Here is an 18735-nt window from a genome sequence, read left to right on the forward strand (position 1 = left end):
GAGTTCAGGACGGCGCCTCAGTTCGCCATCGCTGGGCAAGGCCGTGATACAGTCGTTCCTTGCACACAAACGACGAAACCATGTGGGCAATGATCGCCGAGAGGAACAATGGCAGGATCAGCCCGCGGCTCGCGGTCGCTTCCACCACGATGATGACGGCCGTGAGAGGCGCGCGAACGACGCCGGTAAAATAGGCGACCAGCCCGAGCAACACGATCGCACTGCCCGGATCGCTGGGGAAAATACATCGAAGCAGAGTTCCAAGACCTGCGCCGGTCGCGAGCGATGGCGCGAAGATACCGCCCGGTAGTCCTGACAATGCGGTTGCCAGCGTCGTGAGAAACTTGGCAGGCCCGAACCAGTAGGGCGCGTTGGTGCCATCGATGATCGCGCGAGCGGAGGAATAGCCGGTGCCCCAGGTCAGACCTGTCGCAACGCCGAGGCCCGCCACGATGATACCGCAGAACAGAGCCCACCAGACGGGACGGTCGCGGAAGACGGGGAGCCAGCGGTCCCGCGATGCACTTAGCCCCAGCATCGCGCGCGCAAAAAGTCCGCCGGCAAGCCCGCCCGCAACACCGGCCACAGGTGCGATGCGAAGCACAGCGCTCACCGTCAACGTCTGGGATACCTCGCCGAAATATACGTAGTTGCCGGCGAGCCCCAGGCTGACGATGCCCGCGATCACGATCGTCGTCATGACGAGGAGCGCAACACGTTGCTCGTACGCGTCCGCAAGTTCCTCGATCGCGAACGTGACGCCCGCAAGCGGTGTATTGAACGCGGCGGCGACGCCAGCAGCGCCGCCGGCGATCAGCATCGATGCACGCATTGGTGTGCGGAACAGGCGAGCATACCAACCAAGAATTGCCGCCGAAATCTGGACCGTCGGCCCCTCCCGCCCGACGGAGGCCCCCACGAGCAGGCCCGCGATGGTCGACACACATTTCCAGAGCGCGACCTTGAGCGAGATGAGATGTTGCGCGATCCGCTTCGGATTGCCTGCTGCGGCGATCACCTGAGGGATTCCCGAACCCGTTGCTTCGGGCGCGATACGCCGCGTGAGCCACGCGATGGCCGCAAATGCCGACGGCGTACCCAGCAGAGGTGCCCAGCGGAACCTGTTTGCGAACAAATCGAAATAATGGCTGGCCTGGTCTGCCAGCCAGGCAAACAGCAGCGCGACAAGCCCGATTGAAATCGCGCCGAGCCCCATCGCGAAGCGTCGACGCCAGATTGCCGACCCCGGACCATGCCGACGCAACAATACCCGCCACCGTCGGTCTAGGGTGATACGCATTTGCGCGCGTTACAGAGAGGTGAGCCGGTGCACCACCCTCGTCATCTTACTGTTGATACTATCCGACGTTTGCGAACTATTCCGTGAGCGGCTGATTTAGCGATCGGCGCCGCCCTTTCTGAGTGACCGAAATTGGGGTGCATTGGGGTCGAACGATTGCGCCCCTTACTGTTTGAGAACGCTCGCAATCTTATCGATCAAGATTTTGTCAGACCACGGTTTGCGCACGAACTGTCCATCGTCCGGGATAACGGCGCTCTGCAAGTGGTGATGCCCAGAGGTCAGTAGCAAGTGGATATGGGGCCATCGTTGGTGAACCAGCCGCGCTAGTGCCAGGCCGTCCATACTTCCCGGCATGTCGACATCTGAAAAAAGCAGGCGCACTTCGCCATGCTGATCGAGAATTATCAGTGCCTCATCGGCGCTCTCGGCTTCGAGCACGGCAAACCCGGCGTCCTCGAGGATGCCAACGCTGTACATGCGAACGAGGGTTTCGTCCTCCACGACCAACACGGTCGTCTTGCCGTCGGTGGGTTCCATCAGGCTCTCCAGCCGGATGTGCCCGGAGAGTTCAGAATGCTCGGCGAGCTGCGAAGTTCACCGTTGACGCAAATTAAATCGGCGAGACCTTTAGCGGCATGGCGAAAGTAAATCGCGTCTCCGTTTCGTCAGACGTTACGGTCAAGGTGCCATGATGCGCCTTCGCGATTTCAGAGGCGATATGCAGACCCAGACCCAACCCTTGATGCTGGATCCGATCGTCACCTCGCTCAAACGGATGAAACAAGCGAGGCCGCGCTTCCGCGGGAATGGGTGCACCGCCGTTCGCAACCATGATGACCAGCGTCTCGGGCGTCGTTGTCGCTTCGATCCGAACAGGCTGGTCTTTCGCGCCATGCGTTAATGCATTGCCCACGAGATTGGACAATAGCTGACCGATCCTGACGCGATCGCAGTTCACTGGCTCGTCGATATTGTATTGGGCATCGACGACCTGGGTAGGCGCGATTGCCCGGAGTTCGGCGACAACCTGGCGGAGAATGGGTTCCAGTGGCTCATCCGCATCACGGAGCAGTGTGATGCCACCGCCGAGGCGCCCCCGGGCAAAGTCGAGCACATTGTCAATTAGGCCGGCCGCACGCACCACACTGCCGTCCATGAGCGACAGCACCCTGCGCGCCCGTTCGCTTAACTTCTCGCGCTCCAGAATGCGCACCCCACTAGCGATGGCGGCCAACGGGTTGCGCAGATCGTGCCCCAATACGGCGATGAACTGCTCCCGAAGTTCAGAATCCGCGCGTTCGGCGACAACGGTCGCCTGGGCGGCGTCTCGTGATTCCAGCAGGCCCAGCTCATACGTGCGGCGATCGGCCGCAATGAACAACGTAAAGCGGATGAACGCAGGGCGCCCGGCGCTGTCCCGTCGTTCGACTGCGTTGACGATAACCGGGATTTTGCGCCCTTGGGACGTCAGAATGTCGAGTGCTACCTCGCTGAAACTCCCCTGAATGTGAAGCATCGGCGCGAAGTGGGTTTCGTAGAAGATGCGCCCACCAACTGTGAGCAGATCGGACAGTCGTTTTCTCGCGAGCGTCTCGGTTGTGAAGCCCGTCCAGGAAGCGAACGTTTTGTTCGCCCGAATAATTCGGCCGTCTTTGTCGGTTGAGAGGTATCCGCAGGGGGCGCTTTCGAACAAATCCTCGAAGTCGACTGCCGCTTCGACGGACTCATCCGATGATGCGCCGCTGTCAGACAAAGGCTGCGATCGCAGCAGTCGTCTCGTCTGGTGCGCTCAGGTTTGGACAATGACCGGTCGCGTTGAGCATGACCAACTCGCTGCCCGGTATCGCGTCATGCACGAATTGTCCGACCGCAACCGGCGCGATCGAGTCATCGCGACACTGGAGGATGAGAACGCGCGCATCGATCGGTCCGAGATCGGCCCGATTGTCTGACAGGAACGTCGTCCTCGCGAAGCGCTTGGCGATTTCCGGGTCGGTCCGGCAAAAGCTGTTCGTCAACTCTTCCGCCAATTCGGGGCGATCCGGATTTGCCATGATCACGGGCGCCATCGTTTGCGACCAGCCCATGTGATTGCTGTCGAGAAATTCCAGCAGTTCCAGGATCTGATCCTGACTGAAACCGCCGACATAATCCCCGTCGTCGATATACCGCGGCGAAGGCCCGACCAGCACGAGATCCGCAAAGAGTTCGGGCGCCCGCCGAGCAGCGATAACGCCGATCATCGCGCTGACCGAATGGCCGACGAAGACGCCGCCGCGAACGCCGAGAGCGCGGGCAAGTGCGATAAGGTCATCGGCATAGCCGTCGAGTGACGCATATTTCGCAACGTCATAGGACGAGATGTCGGACCCTCCGGCGCCCACGTAGTCGAACACGACCGTCCGGAACCGGTCCTCGAACGCCGGCATGACATATCGCCACATATTTTGGTCGCAGCCAAAGCCGTGCGCAAAAACCATCGTCCGCAGGCCATCGCCGCTGACGCGCGCATTCAGTCGGGCGATAATCGCCGCGTTTCCAGACGCGCTTGCAGCGTCGTCCAAGGTGGACATCGCAGGCATTATATCTTGGCCTCCAAGCCCGATCGAGCAAGCATACAACGCTTGCGCTCGAACCCTCCGCTATCAGCTGGACGCTCGTTTGAATATGCGGATCACGCGATTTGTAGGCGCGGACCCGACGATATTGATCAACATCAGGACGATTTTCTGCGGAGGCCAACAGACTGTCGGAAACAGTCGGCACGCTCGCAGAGGACGAGCGATAGAGGTAAGGCGGACTGCTGTTTCAAACTCCCCGCGAAAACCCGTTGATGAGCGGCTCAGTATTCGAGATGATTGGCAGCTTTCGGGAATGCGGCGGCTCGCGTTGAATGGCCGAAATTAGGGCGCGAAGCGGACTGCCGGTTACCCGCAAGTTTGTGACGATCCCCGCCGCTTTAATTGGACCTTAGCCAACTTTTTCAAAGCCAAGTCAGATCCACGCTCTGACAGCTGGCACTGGAAAGATTAAGCTGGATTCTCACCTCACTTTTACTGGATAAACGATTTCTATCGCGCGAGCGTGAGGGGCGGTGACCGACATTTCAATCATCGAACTGGCGCGTATTGCCGACTTCAGGCTGGGACCCCTGATGGTCAAGCCCTCGCTTCGGCAGATGATGCTCGAAAGCGGCGAGGAGGAGATCGTCGAGCCTCGCGTGATGCAAGTGCTCGTGGCGCTTGCACGCGCCGAGGGCGCGATTGTCAGCCGCTCCGATTTATCAGCTTCTTGCTGGGAAAACCGGATTGTCGGAGATGACGCGATCAATCGCGTTTTGTCGCGCTTGCGGCGGATTCAAGACGGGGTTGGTCGCGGCGCTTTCCGGATCGAGACGATCACCAAAATTGGCTATCGGCTACTGCGACCGGATGAGGTAAACACCATCAAGACCTTGTCAGCACCGATCGCGGCGGAAGTCGTTACGGCGCTCCCGATCAACAGTTCGACAACGCCGAAGCGACAACGCCCTCTATGGGCGTGGATCGCGGCCGCTGCGCTTATCGTCGCGACGAGTGTTGGCATTGCACTGCTCGCAATCCGCATCACCGCTACTTCCCGACCCACGCGGATCGCAGTCCTGCCGTTCGACGTTATCAGTAACGATCCGACCGCGCAGGGCTTTGCCAAGGCGCTCAACGAGCAGATCGTTACCGGGCTAAATAGCAGTGAGATTCCGGCAGTTTCGTCGTCCGACGCAGCCGCTCTGCGAGGGCCGGGTGCCGCGGATCGCATCGAGGCGCTAGGCGTCGCCTTGACGTTTGACGGCAGCGTGCGGAACGACGGCAAGACGATCAGCATTCAGGTACACGTCAACGATCCCGTTCAGCATGTCTCGATCTGGAGCCGCAGTGACCAAGGCGATGTCGCATCTCTTGACGCATTACGGACTCGAGTGACCCGCACCGTAGTAAGCGTCCTTGCCTGTTCGAACCGCGCGCTGAAAAAGAATGGACTGACCGACGCCGCGCTTCTGGGCCGTTATCTTCGCGTATGCGACCTGTTTGTAAACGAAGGCGATGCCGCGAACCCTGGGGCAACGTTCGAATTGCTCGACGACTTGCGCGTCCTGACCCGCAATGCGCCCGGCTTCGTGGCAGCGCACAGCGATCTTGCCAAGTTCGAGGCCTATCTCGCCCCCCTCTTCCCATCTGATCAAGCCGCCATGATGCGTAAGGAAAGTGGTGCCGAGGCTGCGCGCGCGCTAGAACTCGAGCCCAATTCTCCCGATGCTTATCTCGCTCAGGAGATGGCGTTGCCGCCGACTCAATGGGCGAAGCGCGAGGAGTTGCTCCGCAGGGGGATTGCGATCGATCCCGACTGGCCGCACACTAATGGATTTCTCGCTCAACTGTTGCTCGAAACAGGGCGTCTGCGCGAGTCGACAACCTATAGTGCGCACGCCGCTGCTGCGGATTTGCAGATCGACTGGCGACCAGCTGCCGCCTGGATGATGTGCAGTGCGGGCTCAACGGGCGATACGATTGACGATCTTAGGGGACGGCTCGCTGCCGCGCCTGGCGATACTCGCCTTCAATGGTCGTTACGCGAATGCTTAGTGGATTCCGGCCGGTTTGAGGAGGCGAAAGCAGTTTTTGCAACTCCCCTACCGCCGAAGCCGTACGTGACCGCCAGCAGCCTTATGGATCGGCTGATCGCCGCGATGATCTCCAAGTCAGCGGGCGACCGTGACGCGGCGCGGCGTGATGCGCTAGCGCTAGCGGCGCAGCCGGGACCTTACCGGATGGGCGACGCGATCCAAGCGCTCGCGCTTCTCGGTTTCCTCGATGACGCGTTCGACGTGGCCTCGAACTATCGACCCGGTTATCCGATGACCGGGCATACGGTGTTCCTGTTCGATGGGCGGACCGCGGCAATGCGACGAGATCCGCGCTTTATGCCGCTGATGGTGAAGCTTGGCCTCGCTGGCTTTTGGCGAACGTCGGGCAAGTGGCCGGACTATTGTTCGGATCCCGGCCTTCCTTACAACTGCAAAGCCGAGGTCGCGCGGTTGGTCGGAAAGAACTGACACCCAAAAAGGCGCCGCTCTGCTATACTACAGAGCGGCGGCAGGTTAGGCATCGGGCGCCTCTAAGGGTAATCAGTTGCGCCCCGTGGTGCCGGTTCAGCGCAAAGCGAGCGTGGTCGCCTGGCGTTCGCTCATCGCGAGGGTCAGAACATTGTTGCGCGCATTTACCGCGGCGTCGGCCACGACTGAACGGATGCATTCGCGTTGTTCAATGCGGACGGTCTTGAAGTCGCAGAGCTTGGCAGCTGAACTCTCGACGCGCGCTAGTAGCGCCGCGCGGCCAGCGACAGTGTTGGTGTCGATGCCGCTGTAAACGATGTGAATTTGATCGTTGCCAACCTGCCAGTTGCCATCCTTTGCAATGGCCGGAGCCGCAATAAAGGTCAACGAAACGGCGACGAGGGCGATCTTGATCATGTCCATTCTCCAATTGCGCGGTGTCGATCCGGGTGGGCGACGACGTGATTGGAATGGCACGACATAGGGGATCGCGAGAGGATGAGGAAACGATGAAGCGCCGATGATTGGCTGATGAAAAGCCGAGGGAGACGGATTTCTTCAGAATAGGTTTAGTCTCCTGATCTCAGCTGAAATGTCGAGAACTAGGTTGTTCGCGCGTTATGGTATTACCGCCAGAAATAATCTTGGGCTCAAAGTGCGAGGACACGTTCCACCTGATCGGAGCCTTTTCCGGCGACGCTGAACGAATGACCGCTTTCGGGAAGGGTCGCGCCCGCCGCAAACGACCGACTTTGGGGCGTAAAGGCGCTGCTGCCAGAAGGGAAAACCTTCAAAGCGAACTTGAGTGCTGATCGTAGGATCAAACTATGCTTATCTTAGACGCATGATCACGCGCGAAGTGGAAGAACGCGACAACATCATCTTCGTCAGGGGCTCGGGCGCGTGGACACGTGCCGAGGTGGACGAACATTTCCGCGAGTTGAGACGCGTGATCCAAGACATGCGTAACGCTGCTCGACCGATCCGTATATTATCCGACGTAACATTAGCAGAGCGACAGTTGCCGGAGCTTGAGGCGCACATCAAGAGACAGCATAGCCAAACTTACAAGTCGGGTGACCGTGTCGCCCTGCTGGTAAGAGACCTTGACGATAAGCAGCATGCTCGTGCGGCTCTCGGTCTGGCAGATGTCGCCGCCTTTAATTCACAGCTGGCAGCGGAAATGTGGCTCGTCGAAGATTCGCTAAAACGGCCCGCCTAAGCCTGAACATGCGACCGCTTTCGGCGTGCGCATGGCAAGCCATGAATGGCAAAAGTGGGGCGCATACCCCAGCAGAAATCTTCGCATTGCCGGCGTTCATTTATTGGTCAGCAGCCGCAGTGACCTCCGGCGTGCCTTCTCCGGACGCACGCTTATCTGCCTTGGCTTGCGCCTTTTGAGCCGCGTCGGCTGCTTTGCTCCGTTCCCGCTCTCGGCGCTCCAGGCCATAATTGGGTTTGCGCGACATGTCGGTTGCTCCAATCGTGGTCGTGAATAATGCGAACTTAAGCGGGCTTCTTCGGGGTCACCTTTTCGGACTTGGCAACAACCTTCGGCAATTCCTTGCGGGTCGTTGGTGCGCGCAGCGCGCGATTGCGCCGGTTATTTGCGGTGCGAAGTTGGCCCATCGATATATCCTGTTGTGTCGGAGGAGTACGGTGGCAAGATCGACAACCGTCGCGCGACCTTAGTCAGACCTTGCCGCCGGAAACAAGGATTAAGCGAGCATTGATCTCGCCGTCCGTTTGTCCTGCGCAAGAGATCAACATGGAGCTTCAGGTCTCGGGCGCGTTGCCGACTGACAGGTCGCCCGCTGGTCTAGGGCAGAACTCGTATGCAGTCGCCGAATAGCACGCGGTACCGCCAGTCGTCCGTGCCATGTCTTATCTCGATCCAATGTCGGCGATCCAGCTCGCCCAGACGAACGATGTCGTCAGCCATTATCCTCCGCGCGCTCAATGTTGCGTGCGCGATTGCGGCATTGTGGTCAGCATGATCCGCCCCTTCATTGTCGACCGCGCTAACGTGGTTGTGCAAGTCGAAGAAATAGTGGGGCACTGATATTCCTAGCCTGATGCGAGCGGTTCTGTTTTCAAATTGCGGATTCCCGATTGCTCCGCGATCAGAGCAAAACGATGATCACGGCAGTAAGTTCAGGCGGCGACCTTCTCCATTGGCTCGCAGGGCATCGAAGCCCTATATCCAACTTGCCCCGCCAGACGCTGTAAATCTGGAATACGCAATTCTCGGCCCTGCCATTCGAGCAAACCTTGCTCGCGCAAAACCCGAAGCGTTCTATTCACGTGGACCGCGGTGAGACCGACAATGTCTCCGACATCACTTTGCGTGAGAGGTAGAGGAAGACTGCCGGCCACAATCAGGTCGACATTGGCAGCGCGACACCAAGTCTCGCAAAAAAAGTGACCCACACGCTGAAAGGCGTCTTGTCTACCGAGACGAATGACCGCCGCGCGCATTAGACCTTCATCGGCAAGCGCGGAGCGCTGAACTGCATTCTCAATTTCAGGCCGGCCGTGCAGAAAAGCGCGATAAGCTTCGTACGGTACGAAAGCACATTTCATCTCTGACAAAGAGTAAATGCCGAAATCTAGAGGTGACTTCGTCCCCGCACTGAGAGTCAAGATGTCTCCAGGGAGTAAGATGTCTGTAATCTGACGACCGCCGTCGCGCATAAATTTGCAGCGCGCGGCCCAGCCTTCACCGATTGCGAGTACGAAGTCGGGTCGGTCGCCTTCACTAACGAGCCTACTGGCTGGTCGGAAGGAACGAAACTGATCGAACAACACTTCCAGGTCATCGACGTCCGAAGATGGCACCTGCCCAAACGCCCGCAGTTTAGTTCCTATTGGCGAGCTCATTTATCGAATTCTCCTCGGGCGACATAACATAGATCAGTAAGGTCGGTTCCGATTTGGACGGAAACTATCCGCTAGGAACCACGCCCGCGCCGAACCGAGAAGTGTAATGACCGATGACTATCACCATGGACGTCGCGACGGTTTGCGGCTGGCGCTAGCAATTTTCGCGTCGGAAGAGGCCAAATGGTCGGCCTTGCTTGGCGAGAGTCGCTCGTCTCGCACGAACGCCATCAGAAAGGTGAGGCACAAGGCGTTGCAGGTGGCGCAGAGCCGGATCCAGACCGTATTGAACCGTCTAACCCTAGAGCGCCTGCGGAGATAAGCGCAGACCTTGTTTCAGCGATCGGCCGGATCGGGCTGTAGCATCCAACCCGAAACGATCGGGACCTAAAATCACTGATCAGCATCAAGACGATTTTCGCTCGGAAGGGCCGGATTGTCGGAAACTGTGGGCATCGGCGGCGTTGAGCGGGAGAGCCGAACTCTCGGCAGCGAAGGAACTCCATGTCCAATACCGTGAAGAGCACCGGCGACGGTGGTGAAACGCACCAGCAGGCCGCTGGCGAAACGCCCGTACTAACGACCAATCATGGCGTCGCAATTTCCGACAACCAGAACAGTCTGAAGAGCGGCGCGCGCGGACCGACGCTGCTCGAGGATTTCGTTCTTCGCGAGAAGATCTTCCATTTCGATCACGAGCGTATTCCCGAGCGGATCGTGCATGCCCGTGGATCGGGCGCGCACGGCGTATTCGAGGCTACCGACGACATATCCGACCTGTCGAAGGCGGCCCTGTTCACCAAGGGTGAAAAGACCGAGGTCTTCGTCCGCTTCTCGACCGTCGCGGGCGGTGCAGGATCGGTCGATACCCCGCGGGACGTGCGCGGGTTCGCGGTCAAATTTTACACGCGCGAAGGCAATTGGGATCTGGTCGGCAACAACATCCCAGTGTTCTTCATTCAGGACGCGATCAAGTTTCCGGATCTAGTCCATTCGGTGAAGATGGAGGCGAACAGCGGCTATCCGCAGGCAGGATCGGCACACGACACGTTCTGGGATTTCGCCTCCCTGACGCCCGAGACGACCCACATGCTGTTCTGGGCGATGTCCGATCGCACGCTGCCGCGGTCGCTGCGCATGATGGAAGGGTTCGGAGTCCACACCTTCAAGCTGGTCAACGACGGCGGCAAGGCAAGTTTCGTCAAGTTCCACTGGCGGCCCAAGCTCGGCATCCAGTCGACGATCTGGGACGAGGCGCTGAAGCTCCAGGCTGCCGACAACGACTATCACCGCCGCGATCTGTTCGAGGCGATCGACACCGGCGCGTTTCCGGAATGGGAACTGGCGATTCAGGTGTTCGACCAGGAGTTCGCCGACGCGCAGCCCTATGACGTGCTCGATGCGACCAAACTGATCCCCGAGGAAGACGTGCCGCTGCGCGTGATCGGCAATCTGACGCTCAACCGCAACGTCGACAATTTCTTTGCCGAGACCGAGCAGGTAGCGTTCCTGCCGACCAACATTGTGCCCGGCATCGACTTCTCGAACGACCCGCTGCTCCAGGGTCGCCTGTTCAGCTACCTGGACACGCAGAAGTCGCGGCTCGGCACGACCAATTTTCACCAGATCCCGGTCAACGCACCGCGCTGCCCGTTCGGCAATTTCCAGCGCGACGGGATGATGCAGACGTTGGTTCCGAAAGGCCGCGCCAATTACGAACCCAACAGCCTCGCCGATCATGGCGAGGATGGCGGACCGCGTGAGAGCGCCGAGAAAGGCTTCGCGACGACCAACGCGACCACTGAGCCTGAGGAAACCGGCGAAAAGCTGCGCGTCCGCGCCGAATTGTTCGCCGACCATTACAGCCAGGCGCGGCTGTTCCTCAAATCGCAGACCGAAAGCGAACAGGCGCACATCGCGTCGTCGTTCGTGTTCGAATTGTCGAAGGTCGGCCAGCTCGATCAGGTGCCGCCGCGGATGGTCGCGAACCTGCGCAACGTCGACGAGGATTTCGCCAAGCGCGTCGCCGATGGCCTCGGCATTGCCTTGCCCAAAAAAACGACGGCCGCACGCGAGCCGGTTGATATGGCGCCATCCGACGCGCTGTCGATCCACAAGAAGATGAAGGAGACGCTGGAAGGTCGCGCCGTTGGCATTTTGATCGCTGACGGCACTGACGCGGGCGCGCTGAAGTCGCTTGTCGCGGCGGTGACCAAAGCGAAGGGCAAGGCGGTGATCGTCGCGCCCAAGGTCGGCGGTGCGAAGCTCTCCGACGGAACGACGCAGAAGGCGGACGCTCAGCTTGCAGGGGCACCATCGCAGATTTTCGATGCGGTAGCGGTAGTGCTGTCGGAAGACGGCTGCACAGCGCTGCTCAAGGAAGGAGCCGCGGTGCAATGGGCGATGGACGCGTTCGGTCACCTGAAGGCGATCGGCGCGACTGAGGAAGCTGGGCCGTTGCTCGACAAGGCCGGGATCGAACCCGACGCCGGCGTGACGGGGCTCGATGGCGCGTTCGTCACAGCTGCCGCGAAGCGGTACTACGATCGCGAACCCAAGCTGCGGACGCTGGCTTGAGTCGGCAAGACATACCATCGGTCGCCTTCGTCGGCGCCGGGCCCACCACGATCTACACCTTGCACGCGCTGCTGAACGAGGCATCGGGGGCGTTTGCTGTGACGATCTTCGAAGAGCAGTCAAAGGCGGGGCTCGGCACTCCTTACCGGCCGGGGTGGAACGACCCCGCGATGTTGTCCAACATCGCCAGTCTGGAAATCCCGCCGCTTGGTGAGACGCTGGTCGACTGGCTTCGTCGCCAGCCGCACGATCGGTTGGTGGCGCGCGGGGTCGATCCCGATGCGATCGACGAGCGCGCCTTTTATCCACGGCTGATGCTGGGCGACTATTTCTATGATCGGTTCAACGCGATGGTCGCTGCGGCGAGGCAGCGCGGCGCGTGTGTTGATGTGCGGACACGATGTCGCGTCACGGATATCGCCAGCGAAACCGACGGCATGCTGCTGACGATCCGTCCCCGTCACGGTGCCGTCAGCGAAGAGCGGTTCGATTATGCCGTTCTGGCAACCGGCCATCAATGGCCCGATGATCCCGAAGTTCGCCCCGGCTATTTTCTCAGTCCCTGGCCCGCCTCCGCACTCGCCCGCATCCCGCCGAGCTCGGTCGGTATTCGCGGCTCATCGCTCACCGCGATCGATGCCGTGGTCGCCCTCGCTGTTGCGCACGGTGAGTTCATTGAGGATGGCGAGGACGGGCTGCGCTATGCGCCGGCGGCCGATACCGACGCGCTCGACATCACGATGATGTCGCGCAAGGGCCTTCTGCCCGAGGCCGACTTTTTCCACCCCCTCCCTTATGAACCGCTGTCCGCCTGCACGCCGGAAGCCGTCGAGCGATTGATCGCCAGCGGTGAAGACGATCTGCTCGATCCTTCATTTGCTTTATTCAAAGAGGAACTCGCCAACGCTGATCCGGCCTATGCGCGTAAGACCGGCTTGCCCGATCTCGCGCTCGAGGACTTTTGCGAACGGTATTTTGCCGATCGGACGGAAACCGACCCGTTCGAATGGGCCCGCACCAATCTGAAGGAAGCGCAGGCCAACCAGGCGAAGCGCTTCACGGTGCCGTGGCGCTACGCGATCCTGCGCATGCACGAGGTCATGGCGCTACTCGTCCCGCACCTGAACGAAGTCGATTTCCAGCGCTTCACGCGACAGTTCAAACCGATCTTCGTCGACGACTATGCAACCGTTCCGCATGAATCGATCAAACGTCTGCTCGCCCTCCATGGGGCCGGCAAACTCGCCATCGCGGCAATCGGTGACGGCTATCGCATCGACAGTCGCGGCGATGAGAGCGGCGCCGTGCTGATGCTCGACGGCGAGCGCCGGCACTTTCCGGTGTTTATCGAGGCCACGGGCGAACGGCCGCTGGCGGCAAAGGACTTTCCCTTTCCATCACTACGCCGGCAGGGGATCGTGCGCGACGCCGAACCGGCATCGTCGGGCAAGGCGGTGCGTGGGATCGTGATCGATGACGAATTCCACCCACTGGCCGACGATGGCCCCGCCGATCGGCTGTTCTGCCTCAGCCTGCCTTTCCTGCTCGGCCGACACCCCTTCATCCAAGGAATCACCAGCTCGCACGAAATGGGCGAGATTGTCGGAAAGGAGCTTGCGGCCGCCCTCTTTCGTTCGGGGACAGCACAGCAGGCAGATGAGGAACCCGTATGAAGCTGTTTGCGATCTATGTCGGAGGCGAGCTGCCGGGCGCCAATATCGAGCTGCACGACATGCGCTTCGTAGCGGCTCCATCCATGACCAAGACGCATGACACCCTGCGTCGGCAATGGTGGGGCGCACCAGCAAGCCTGCATATCGACTGCTGGGCGCAGATCGATCATGCCGATGGCTACGATGTCGCACTCCGGCCGCAGCCCTACGGTGGCCCGGAGCGGCTCTATTACGTCAATCTCGGGGGTTATGATCGTTCCCACTTCACCGAACAGCACAAGAATATGTTCGTCGTCGCGCGCTCAATAGGGGAAGCCAAGCAGCGGGCGTTGGCAGCGGCGAGCGGCTGGGACATGCCGCACCGCGACGACATGTACGAGGCTGAGCAGGCCTTCGCGCTCGACGAGCATATCGGCGAACAGCGGCTCTATATTCATTTGGCGCGAAGGGACGAGCAACGGCCTCTTCGCTTTACGTGCGAATACAAGCCGATCGGCACGAAGGCGAAAGCATGAGCCAGTGACGTCGGATCGCGCGGTCAGGATGAGCGACCGCGAAAAGGTGCTGTCGCAATCGCGCGAGTTGAAGATGGCGCGGTCGGTCCACGCCTACGTGCGCGGCAACACCGCACAATTCTACCGATGGTTGGAGGACAGCCCGGTCGCTGCGTCCATCCCCAAAGGTCCGCCGGTCTGGATTTGTGGCGATTGCCATCTCGGCAACCTTGGGCCGCTTGCGGATGCCGACCATCGTGTCGAAATTCAGATTCGCGATCTCGACCAGACGGTCATCGGCAACCCGGCGCTCGATCTCATTCGTCTCGGCCTGTCGCTGGAATCGGCTGCGCGCAGTTCGGACTTGCCTGGGGTTACGACGGCAAGAATGGTCGAGGCGCTGATCGACGGTTACGTCCGAGCCCTGACGCCGGAAGTCGATGACGATCCGATCGAGCCCGACGTCGTGCGCACCGTCAGGCGCAAAGCCAAAGGCCGGCGTTGGCGCCATCTGGCCGAGGACCGAATCGGTGACGTCGAGCCGGAAATCCCGCTGACCAAGCGGTTCTGGAAGCCGACCAAGGACGAGCGCCGCGCGATCGATACTCTGTTTGCTGAAAAGGAGGTGCGAGATCGTTGCCTATCGCTTGCCAGCCTGAAACCGACAGATGCCGTACGCGTCGTTGATGCCGCCTTCTGGCGCAAGGGATGCAGCTCGCTCGGCCGGTTGCGGTACGCCGTCCTGCTCGGCTTCTCGCAAGCCAACGGCAAACGCGAACGCCATGCTCTGGTCGACATCAAGGAAGCGGTGCGATCCGTGGCGCCGAGTGCTTCGACGGCGTCGATGCCGCGCGACTTTGCAGCGCGCGTGGTCGCCGGCGCGCGGGCACTCTCCCCTAACCTGGGAGATCGCATGATCGCGGCGCGCCTGCTCGACAAACCGGTGGTGCTTCGCGAACTCGCGCCCCAGGACTTGAAGATCGAAATCGAGCAGTTTTCCAGACAGGAGGCCGTCGCAGCAGCGGCGTATCTGGCATTCGTCGTCGGCGTTGCTCATGCTCGCCAGCTTACCGACGCAGCACGGAGAAGCTGGGCGGCGAAAGTCGCCGCGCGACCCGCCGCTAACCTCGACGCACCCAATTGGCTTTGGCAAAGCATTGTCGAGTTGGCTGGCGCCCATGAGATTGGCTATCTCGAACACTGTAGGAAATTTGCGCTCAATAGCGGCCCACAGTCTGCCAAAAGCTAGAAGCGTCAACGCCGCAGGCTGGTGAACGGCGGCTGCTGTTCGGGTTGCGAGCCCACAGACCGAATGACCGATATTGGGGCGCACAGCCGTCGCAGCAGCTCTCTCGATAAAGCGATTTGGGCTAGTTTTAGTCCCGCCTATCGACCGCGATCCAATTGTCTTCCCAAGTGACGCCGCCATCGGTCGAATAAGACTGTTCAAAGCGCGCCTCGTTCATCGACGACCGCATAATGATAAAGCGGACCGATATCGTCCGGCCGTTGATTACGTCCTGCCGAAAAACGCCCCGCGACCACTGGCATCGAACCCACCGAACACGGGCGAGGTCAAAAGGCCGTTGCGCAGGTTCGCAAAATTGAGGCTCCATTGCATCGATTGCGGGCTGTAGAGCCGCAGCGACCCGCCTTCGATCTTGCCTGCCGGACCCGCGACGGACAGCTCGACGAAATTCGCCCGACCCCCAAGGAGCGGCTTTACGACTGACGTACCGGCATAATCGGACCACGAAACGGACTTGCCAGACAGCGGGTTGGTCCGAACCCGAACCGTCGTCGCCCACGTACCGATTTCCCAATCGAAACCACGCGCGCCGGCGTCGTCGACAGCATGGGCGGGCGCCAGCGCCAGCACGCTGATCGCGCTGGCGGTCGCCGCACGCCACCGGGTCATCGAGCACGGCTCACGCGGGCGATGAACGACGTGCGCCACGTCCGCCCGCCGTCGATCGATCGCGCTACCTCATAGCTATGCAGGTCCGGGCTCGAAATGGTCCACGTGCCACGCACCAGCGCCGACCGCCCGCCGACCACTTGCATCGAGTAGAATTCAAGCTTGCCATCCCGATATCCGCCGACGTTTGGGGAATCCATTTTGCCGTCCGAACTATCGACGTAATTCTCGCTCCATTGGCCGGCGGCCGGGTCATACAAAAAGACGTTCGCGGCCTGCCAATGACCGTTAGGGCCGTCCGCCTCGATCTCCTCGATCCAGCCTTTGCCGTTCCAGATCGGCCGCGCGACCTTCGTCCCCCGCATGTGGATTTCGTCGCCCGGCTTGTTGAACGGGTCCCTGATGATGGTGATTTCGGTCGTCCAACTCCCGCGGGAAAAGTCGAAATCGTGCGAGCCGTCGCGGACGGGCGCGGCCGGTTGAGCAAACGCGGCGGTATCAACGCACAGGGCAAGGCAAGCGACAAAACAGTTCAAACGCATGGAGAGATTTCCTCGGTTACGCCCGCGCAGCATAAAAACCGACCGCGCGGAAGTTGAGCGCCAGTTCCGACAAAAGCCTTGTCGTGCGCCGGGAAAGTGGCCCAATGAAAACATGGACCCACTTTTCGAGCTGAAGATCACGACCGCGCCCAAGGGGTCGCGCGACGTCGCCAGCCATCTGTTTCGCCAGCTCAAGCAAGCGATCATCAACAACCGTTTACCGCCCGGCGCGCGGCTCCCGTCGACACGCGCCGCCGGTCGTATGTTCGGCGTGTCGCGCAATACCGCGCAGGACGTGTACGACAGACTGTTGCAGGAGGGCCTGACGTCGGCCCGCCACGGCTCCGGCACCTATGTGCGCGCCACGCCATCGGACGTGACAGCCACGCCGCCGTCGTCGTACGCTTCGGCAACTCAGCCCGGCAACACATTCTGGGATCGAGCCGATATCAAGTCGTGGATCGGCTTCTGGCATGAACGCAGCGACCCTGCCGCGTCGCCGCGCGTGGTCGCCGACCTCCGCCCGGCGCTGGTCGACCAACACTTGTTCCCGCATTCGATATTCCGGCGAGTCATGGCGCGTCAGCTACGCAGGCTCGAAACCGCCCCCGCGCCCTCGCGCAGCCCGCAGCGTAATCAAGGGAATTATCACCTTCGTCGCGCGATCGCCGAGCATATCGGCCTGACCCGCGCTGTCCCGAGTCAGGCTGACGATGTGCTTGTCACCGCCGGTGCGCAGCAAGCGTTCGACTTGATCGCCCGCACGCTCGTCGTACCGGACGAGACGGTCGTCGCGGTCGAAGACCCGGGCTACCCGCCGATGCGCGTGCCCTTCGCTGCCGCCGGCGCGCGGATCGTGCCGGTGCGAGTCGATGCCGAGGGTATCGTCGTCGATGAAATCCCGACCGACGCGACGATCATCTGCGTGTGCCCATCGCATCAATTCCCGCTCGGCATGCCGCTCTCGCCGCGCCGCCGCCAAGCCCTGCTTGCGCTCGCGCGGCAGACTGGAGCGGCGATCATCGAGGACGATTACGACGGCGAATTCCGCTATGGTGGTAGCCCGCTGGAGGCGTTGCGCAACGAAGCCTCTGCCGATCACGTCTTCTACGTCGGCTCCTTTTCCAAATGTATGCTACCGGCGGTGCGGCTAGGCTTCCTGGTCGCACCACAGCGGGCGTTGCCGGCGTTGGTCGCGGCGAAAAACGCGAGTGATTGGCACTGTTCTTCGCCCATCCAGATGGCGGTCGGGGAGTTCATACGCGATGGCCATCTTACACGTCATATTCGTCGTGTTCGGCGCACCTATCTCGATCGTCGCGACCATCTCGTCGCACTCGTCGAAAGAAAGCTCGGGGACTCGCTCAAACTCGTCCCGTCCTTCTACGGAATGCATATGAGCGCGATCGTCGAAAGCGGTATCGACTGCGACGCGGTTAGCGACGCGTTGGCGACACGAGGCGTGATGATCCACTCGCTCGAGCGTTACCATTTGGGGCCGGCCGAACGATCGGGGTTTGTCATCGGTTATGCCGCGGTCGATCTGGCATCGCTCAAGGCCGCTATTGATGCAATGGCTGAGGAATTACATCGCTAGAGCACTCTATGCGGGCATTGAGCGCTCGCTGCCAACAACCGTTATAGGAGATGCGCAATCGTCGCTAAACGACCGATATTGGGGCGCAAAGACGCAATTCGGTCAACACTCGCACATAGGCATCGATCTTCGCAGCCGACCGTATCATCATGCGAAGTGCGTTGGGGGTGAAATGACCGAGAACGATTATGTCCTGAGTCTGCTGGCGATCGTGTCGGGGCTCGCAATCACCCATATGATTGCGAGCCTGTACGAGCTGCTATCAAACAAAGAGCGAGTCCGCCTATCTTGGCTCGCTGTGCTTGCCGCCGGCTACACCGCCTACCTCGTCCTCTACGGTTGGTGGGTAACTTGGGCCGGATTCCACACTCGGGCGCGCTCCCGTTCTGGCGGTTCTTAATGCCAATGCTCAGCGTGACATGCCTCGCCCTTGCGGCGCGCGCCTCCCTACCGAGCAGTGTACCGGAAGGCGGTCTTGATCTGGCCGAGCGGTACAGTCGGCATGGAGTGTGGATTTGGCGGGCGCTCCTGGCCAGTGCCGGGATAAGCTTGCTCGGTGTCGTGGCCCGCAGACTTACGGGCGAAGCCATGGGTGATAATGCAACCCCTTGGGGTCTCGGCGGCCTAGCGGTGATGCTGTTCATGCTCGCAGTGCTGTCGGT

General features: G+C 60.7%; 16 protein-coding genes. 7 read left to right on the forward strand and 9 right to left on the reverse strand.

The annotated features are described in order from the left end of the window. Positions 1-4: 4 nt before the first annotated feature. The 4 genes from FPZ24_RS11865 to FPZ24_RS11880 all read right to left on the reverse strand — a co-directional run bounded on the left by FPZ24_RS11865 (position 5) and on the right by FPZ24_RS11880 (position 3867). On the reverse strand, positions 5-1300 hold the full coding sequence (locus FPZ24_RS11865) for a chloride channel protein (RefSeq protein WP_146572246.1): 1296 nt from the start codon (positions 1298-1300) through the stop codon (positions 5-7). 165 nt (positions 1301-1465) lie between these two features. After that, on the reverse strand, positions 1466-1840 hold the full coding sequence (locus FPZ24_RS11870; RefSeq protein ID WP_146572248.1) for a response regulator: 375 nt from the start codon (positions 1838-1840) through the stop codon (positions 1466-1468). Positions 1841-1913: 73 nt separating this feature from the next. Next, positions 1914-3056, reverse strand: a complete 1143-nt coding sequence (locus FPZ24_RS11875) for a sensor histidine kinase (protein ID WP_146572250.1) — start codon at positions 3054-3056, stop codon at positions 1914-1916. Next, positions 3049-3867, reverse strand: a complete 819-nt coding sequence (locus FPZ24_RS11880; protein WP_240047444.1) for an alpha/beta fold hydrolase — start codon at positions 3865-3867, stop codon at positions 3049-3051. The genes FPZ24_RS11875 and FPZ24_RS11880 overlap by 8 nt, the downstream gene beginning before the upstream one ends. Before the next feature lie 530 nt (positions 3868-4397). Here FPZ24_RS11880 and FPZ24_RS11885 point away from each other — a divergent pair. Then, the gene (locus FPZ24_RS11885) at positions 4398-6392 is read left to right on the forward strand and encodes a winged helix-turn-helix domain-containing protein (protein ID WP_146572252.1); all 1995 of its coding nucleotides are present in this window, start codon (positions 4398-4400) and stop codon (positions 6390-6392) included. Positions 6393-6488: 96 nt separating this feature from the next. Here the strand turns inward: FPZ24_RS11885 and FPZ24_RS11890 are convergent, their stop codons facing one another. Further along, entirely contained in the window at positions 6489-6809 is a 321-nt protein-coding gene (locus tag FPZ24_RS11890) for a UrcA family protein (protein WP_186728801.1), read from the reverse strand. Between the two features lie 388 nt (positions 6810-7197). Here FPZ24_RS11890 and FPZ24_RS11895 point away from each other — a divergent pair, with 388 nt between their 5' ends. Further along, complete coding sequence (locus FPZ24_RS11895) at positions 7198-7614, forward strand: hypothetical protein (protein WP_146572257.1); 417 nt, start codon at positions 7198-7200, stop codon at positions 7612-7614. Between the two features lie 597 nt (positions 7615-8211). Here the strand turns inward: FPZ24_RS11895 and FPZ24_RS17955 are convergent. Both FPZ24_RS17955 and FPZ24_RS11900 read right to left on the reverse strand, forming a co-directional pair. After that, positions 8212-8451 carry a DUF6894 family protein gene (locus FPZ24_RS17955; protein ID WP_420853362.1) on the reverse strand — a complete coding sequence of 80 codons (240 nt, stop codon included), beginning with the start codon at positions 8449-8451 and terminating at the stop codon, positions 8212-8214. A gap of 95 nt (positions 8452-8546) precedes the next feature. After that, positions 8547-9272 carry a Crp/Fnr family transcriptional regulator gene (locus tag FPZ24_RS11900; protein ID WP_146572259.1) on the reverse strand — a complete coding sequence of 242 codons (726 nt, stop codon included), beginning with the start codon at positions 9270-9272 and terminating at the stop codon, positions 8547-8549. 504 nt (positions 9273-9776) lie between these two features. Between FPZ24_RS11900 and FPZ24_RS11910 the strand changes: the two genes are divergently transcribed. The 4 genes from FPZ24_RS11910 (at position 9777) to FPZ24_RS11925 (ending at position 15265) form a co-directional block, all read left to right on the forward strand. Continuing rightward, on the forward strand, positions 9777-11849 hold the full coding sequence (locus FPZ24_RS11910; protein ID WP_146572261.1) for a catalase: 2073 nt from the start codon (positions 9777-9779) through the stop codon (positions 11847-11849). 59 nt (positions 11850-11908) lie between these two features. Further along, positions 11909-13522, forward strand: coding sequence for an FAD/NAD(P)-binding protein (locus FPZ24_RS11915; RefSeq protein ID WP_240047445.1), 1614 nt, complete (start codon positions 11909-11911; stop codon positions 13520-13522). Beyond that, positions 13519-14037: a DUF1543 domain-containing protein gene (locus FPZ24_RS11920; RefSeq protein WP_146572263.1), complete on the forward strand. Its 519-nt coding sequence runs from the start codon at positions 13519-13521 to the stop codon at positions 14035-14037. Before FPZ24_RS11915 ends, FPZ24_RS11920 begins: the two co-directional genes overlap by 4 nt. 73 nt (positions 14038-14110) lie before the next feature. Then, positions 14111-15265, forward strand: coding sequence for a DUF2252 family protein (locus FPZ24_RS11925; RefSeq protein WP_240047446.1), 1155 nt, complete (start codon positions 14111-14113; stop codon positions 15263-15265). A 264-nt stretch (positions 15266-15529) separates the two neighbouring features. Here FPZ24_RS11925 and FPZ24_RS11930 read toward each other — a convergent pair whose 3' ends face one another. Further along, positions 15530-15934, reverse strand: coding sequence for a hypothetical protein (locus FPZ24_RS11930; protein ID WP_146572268.1), 405 nt, complete (start codon positions 15932-15934; stop codon positions 15530-15532). Next, on the reverse strand, positions 15931-16509 hold the full coding sequence (locus tag FPZ24_RS11935) for a hypothetical protein (RefSeq protein WP_146572270.1): 579 nt from the start codon (positions 16507-16509) through the stop codon (positions 15931-15933). The genes FPZ24_RS11930 and FPZ24_RS11935 overlap by 4 nt, the downstream gene beginning before the upstream one ends. Positions 16510-16588: 79 nt before the next feature. Here FPZ24_RS11935 and pdxR point away from each other — a divergent pair, with 79 nt between their 5' ends. Continuing rightward, positions 16589-18073 carry a MocR-like pyridoxine biosynthesis transcription factor PdxR gene (gene pdxR, locus FPZ24_RS11940; protein ID WP_186728803.1) on the forward strand — a complete coding sequence of 495 codons (1485 nt, stop codon included), beginning with the start codon at positions 16589-16591 and terminating at the stop codon, positions 18071-18073. Positions 18074-18735 lie beyond the last annotated feature (662 nt).

It is taken from the genome of Sphingomonas panacisoli (assembly GCF_007859635.1).
In the GTDB taxonomy this organism is placed as follows: Bacteria; Pseudomonadota; Alphaproteobacteria; order Sphingomonadales; family Sphingomonadaceae; genus Sphingomonas; species Sphingomonas panacisoli.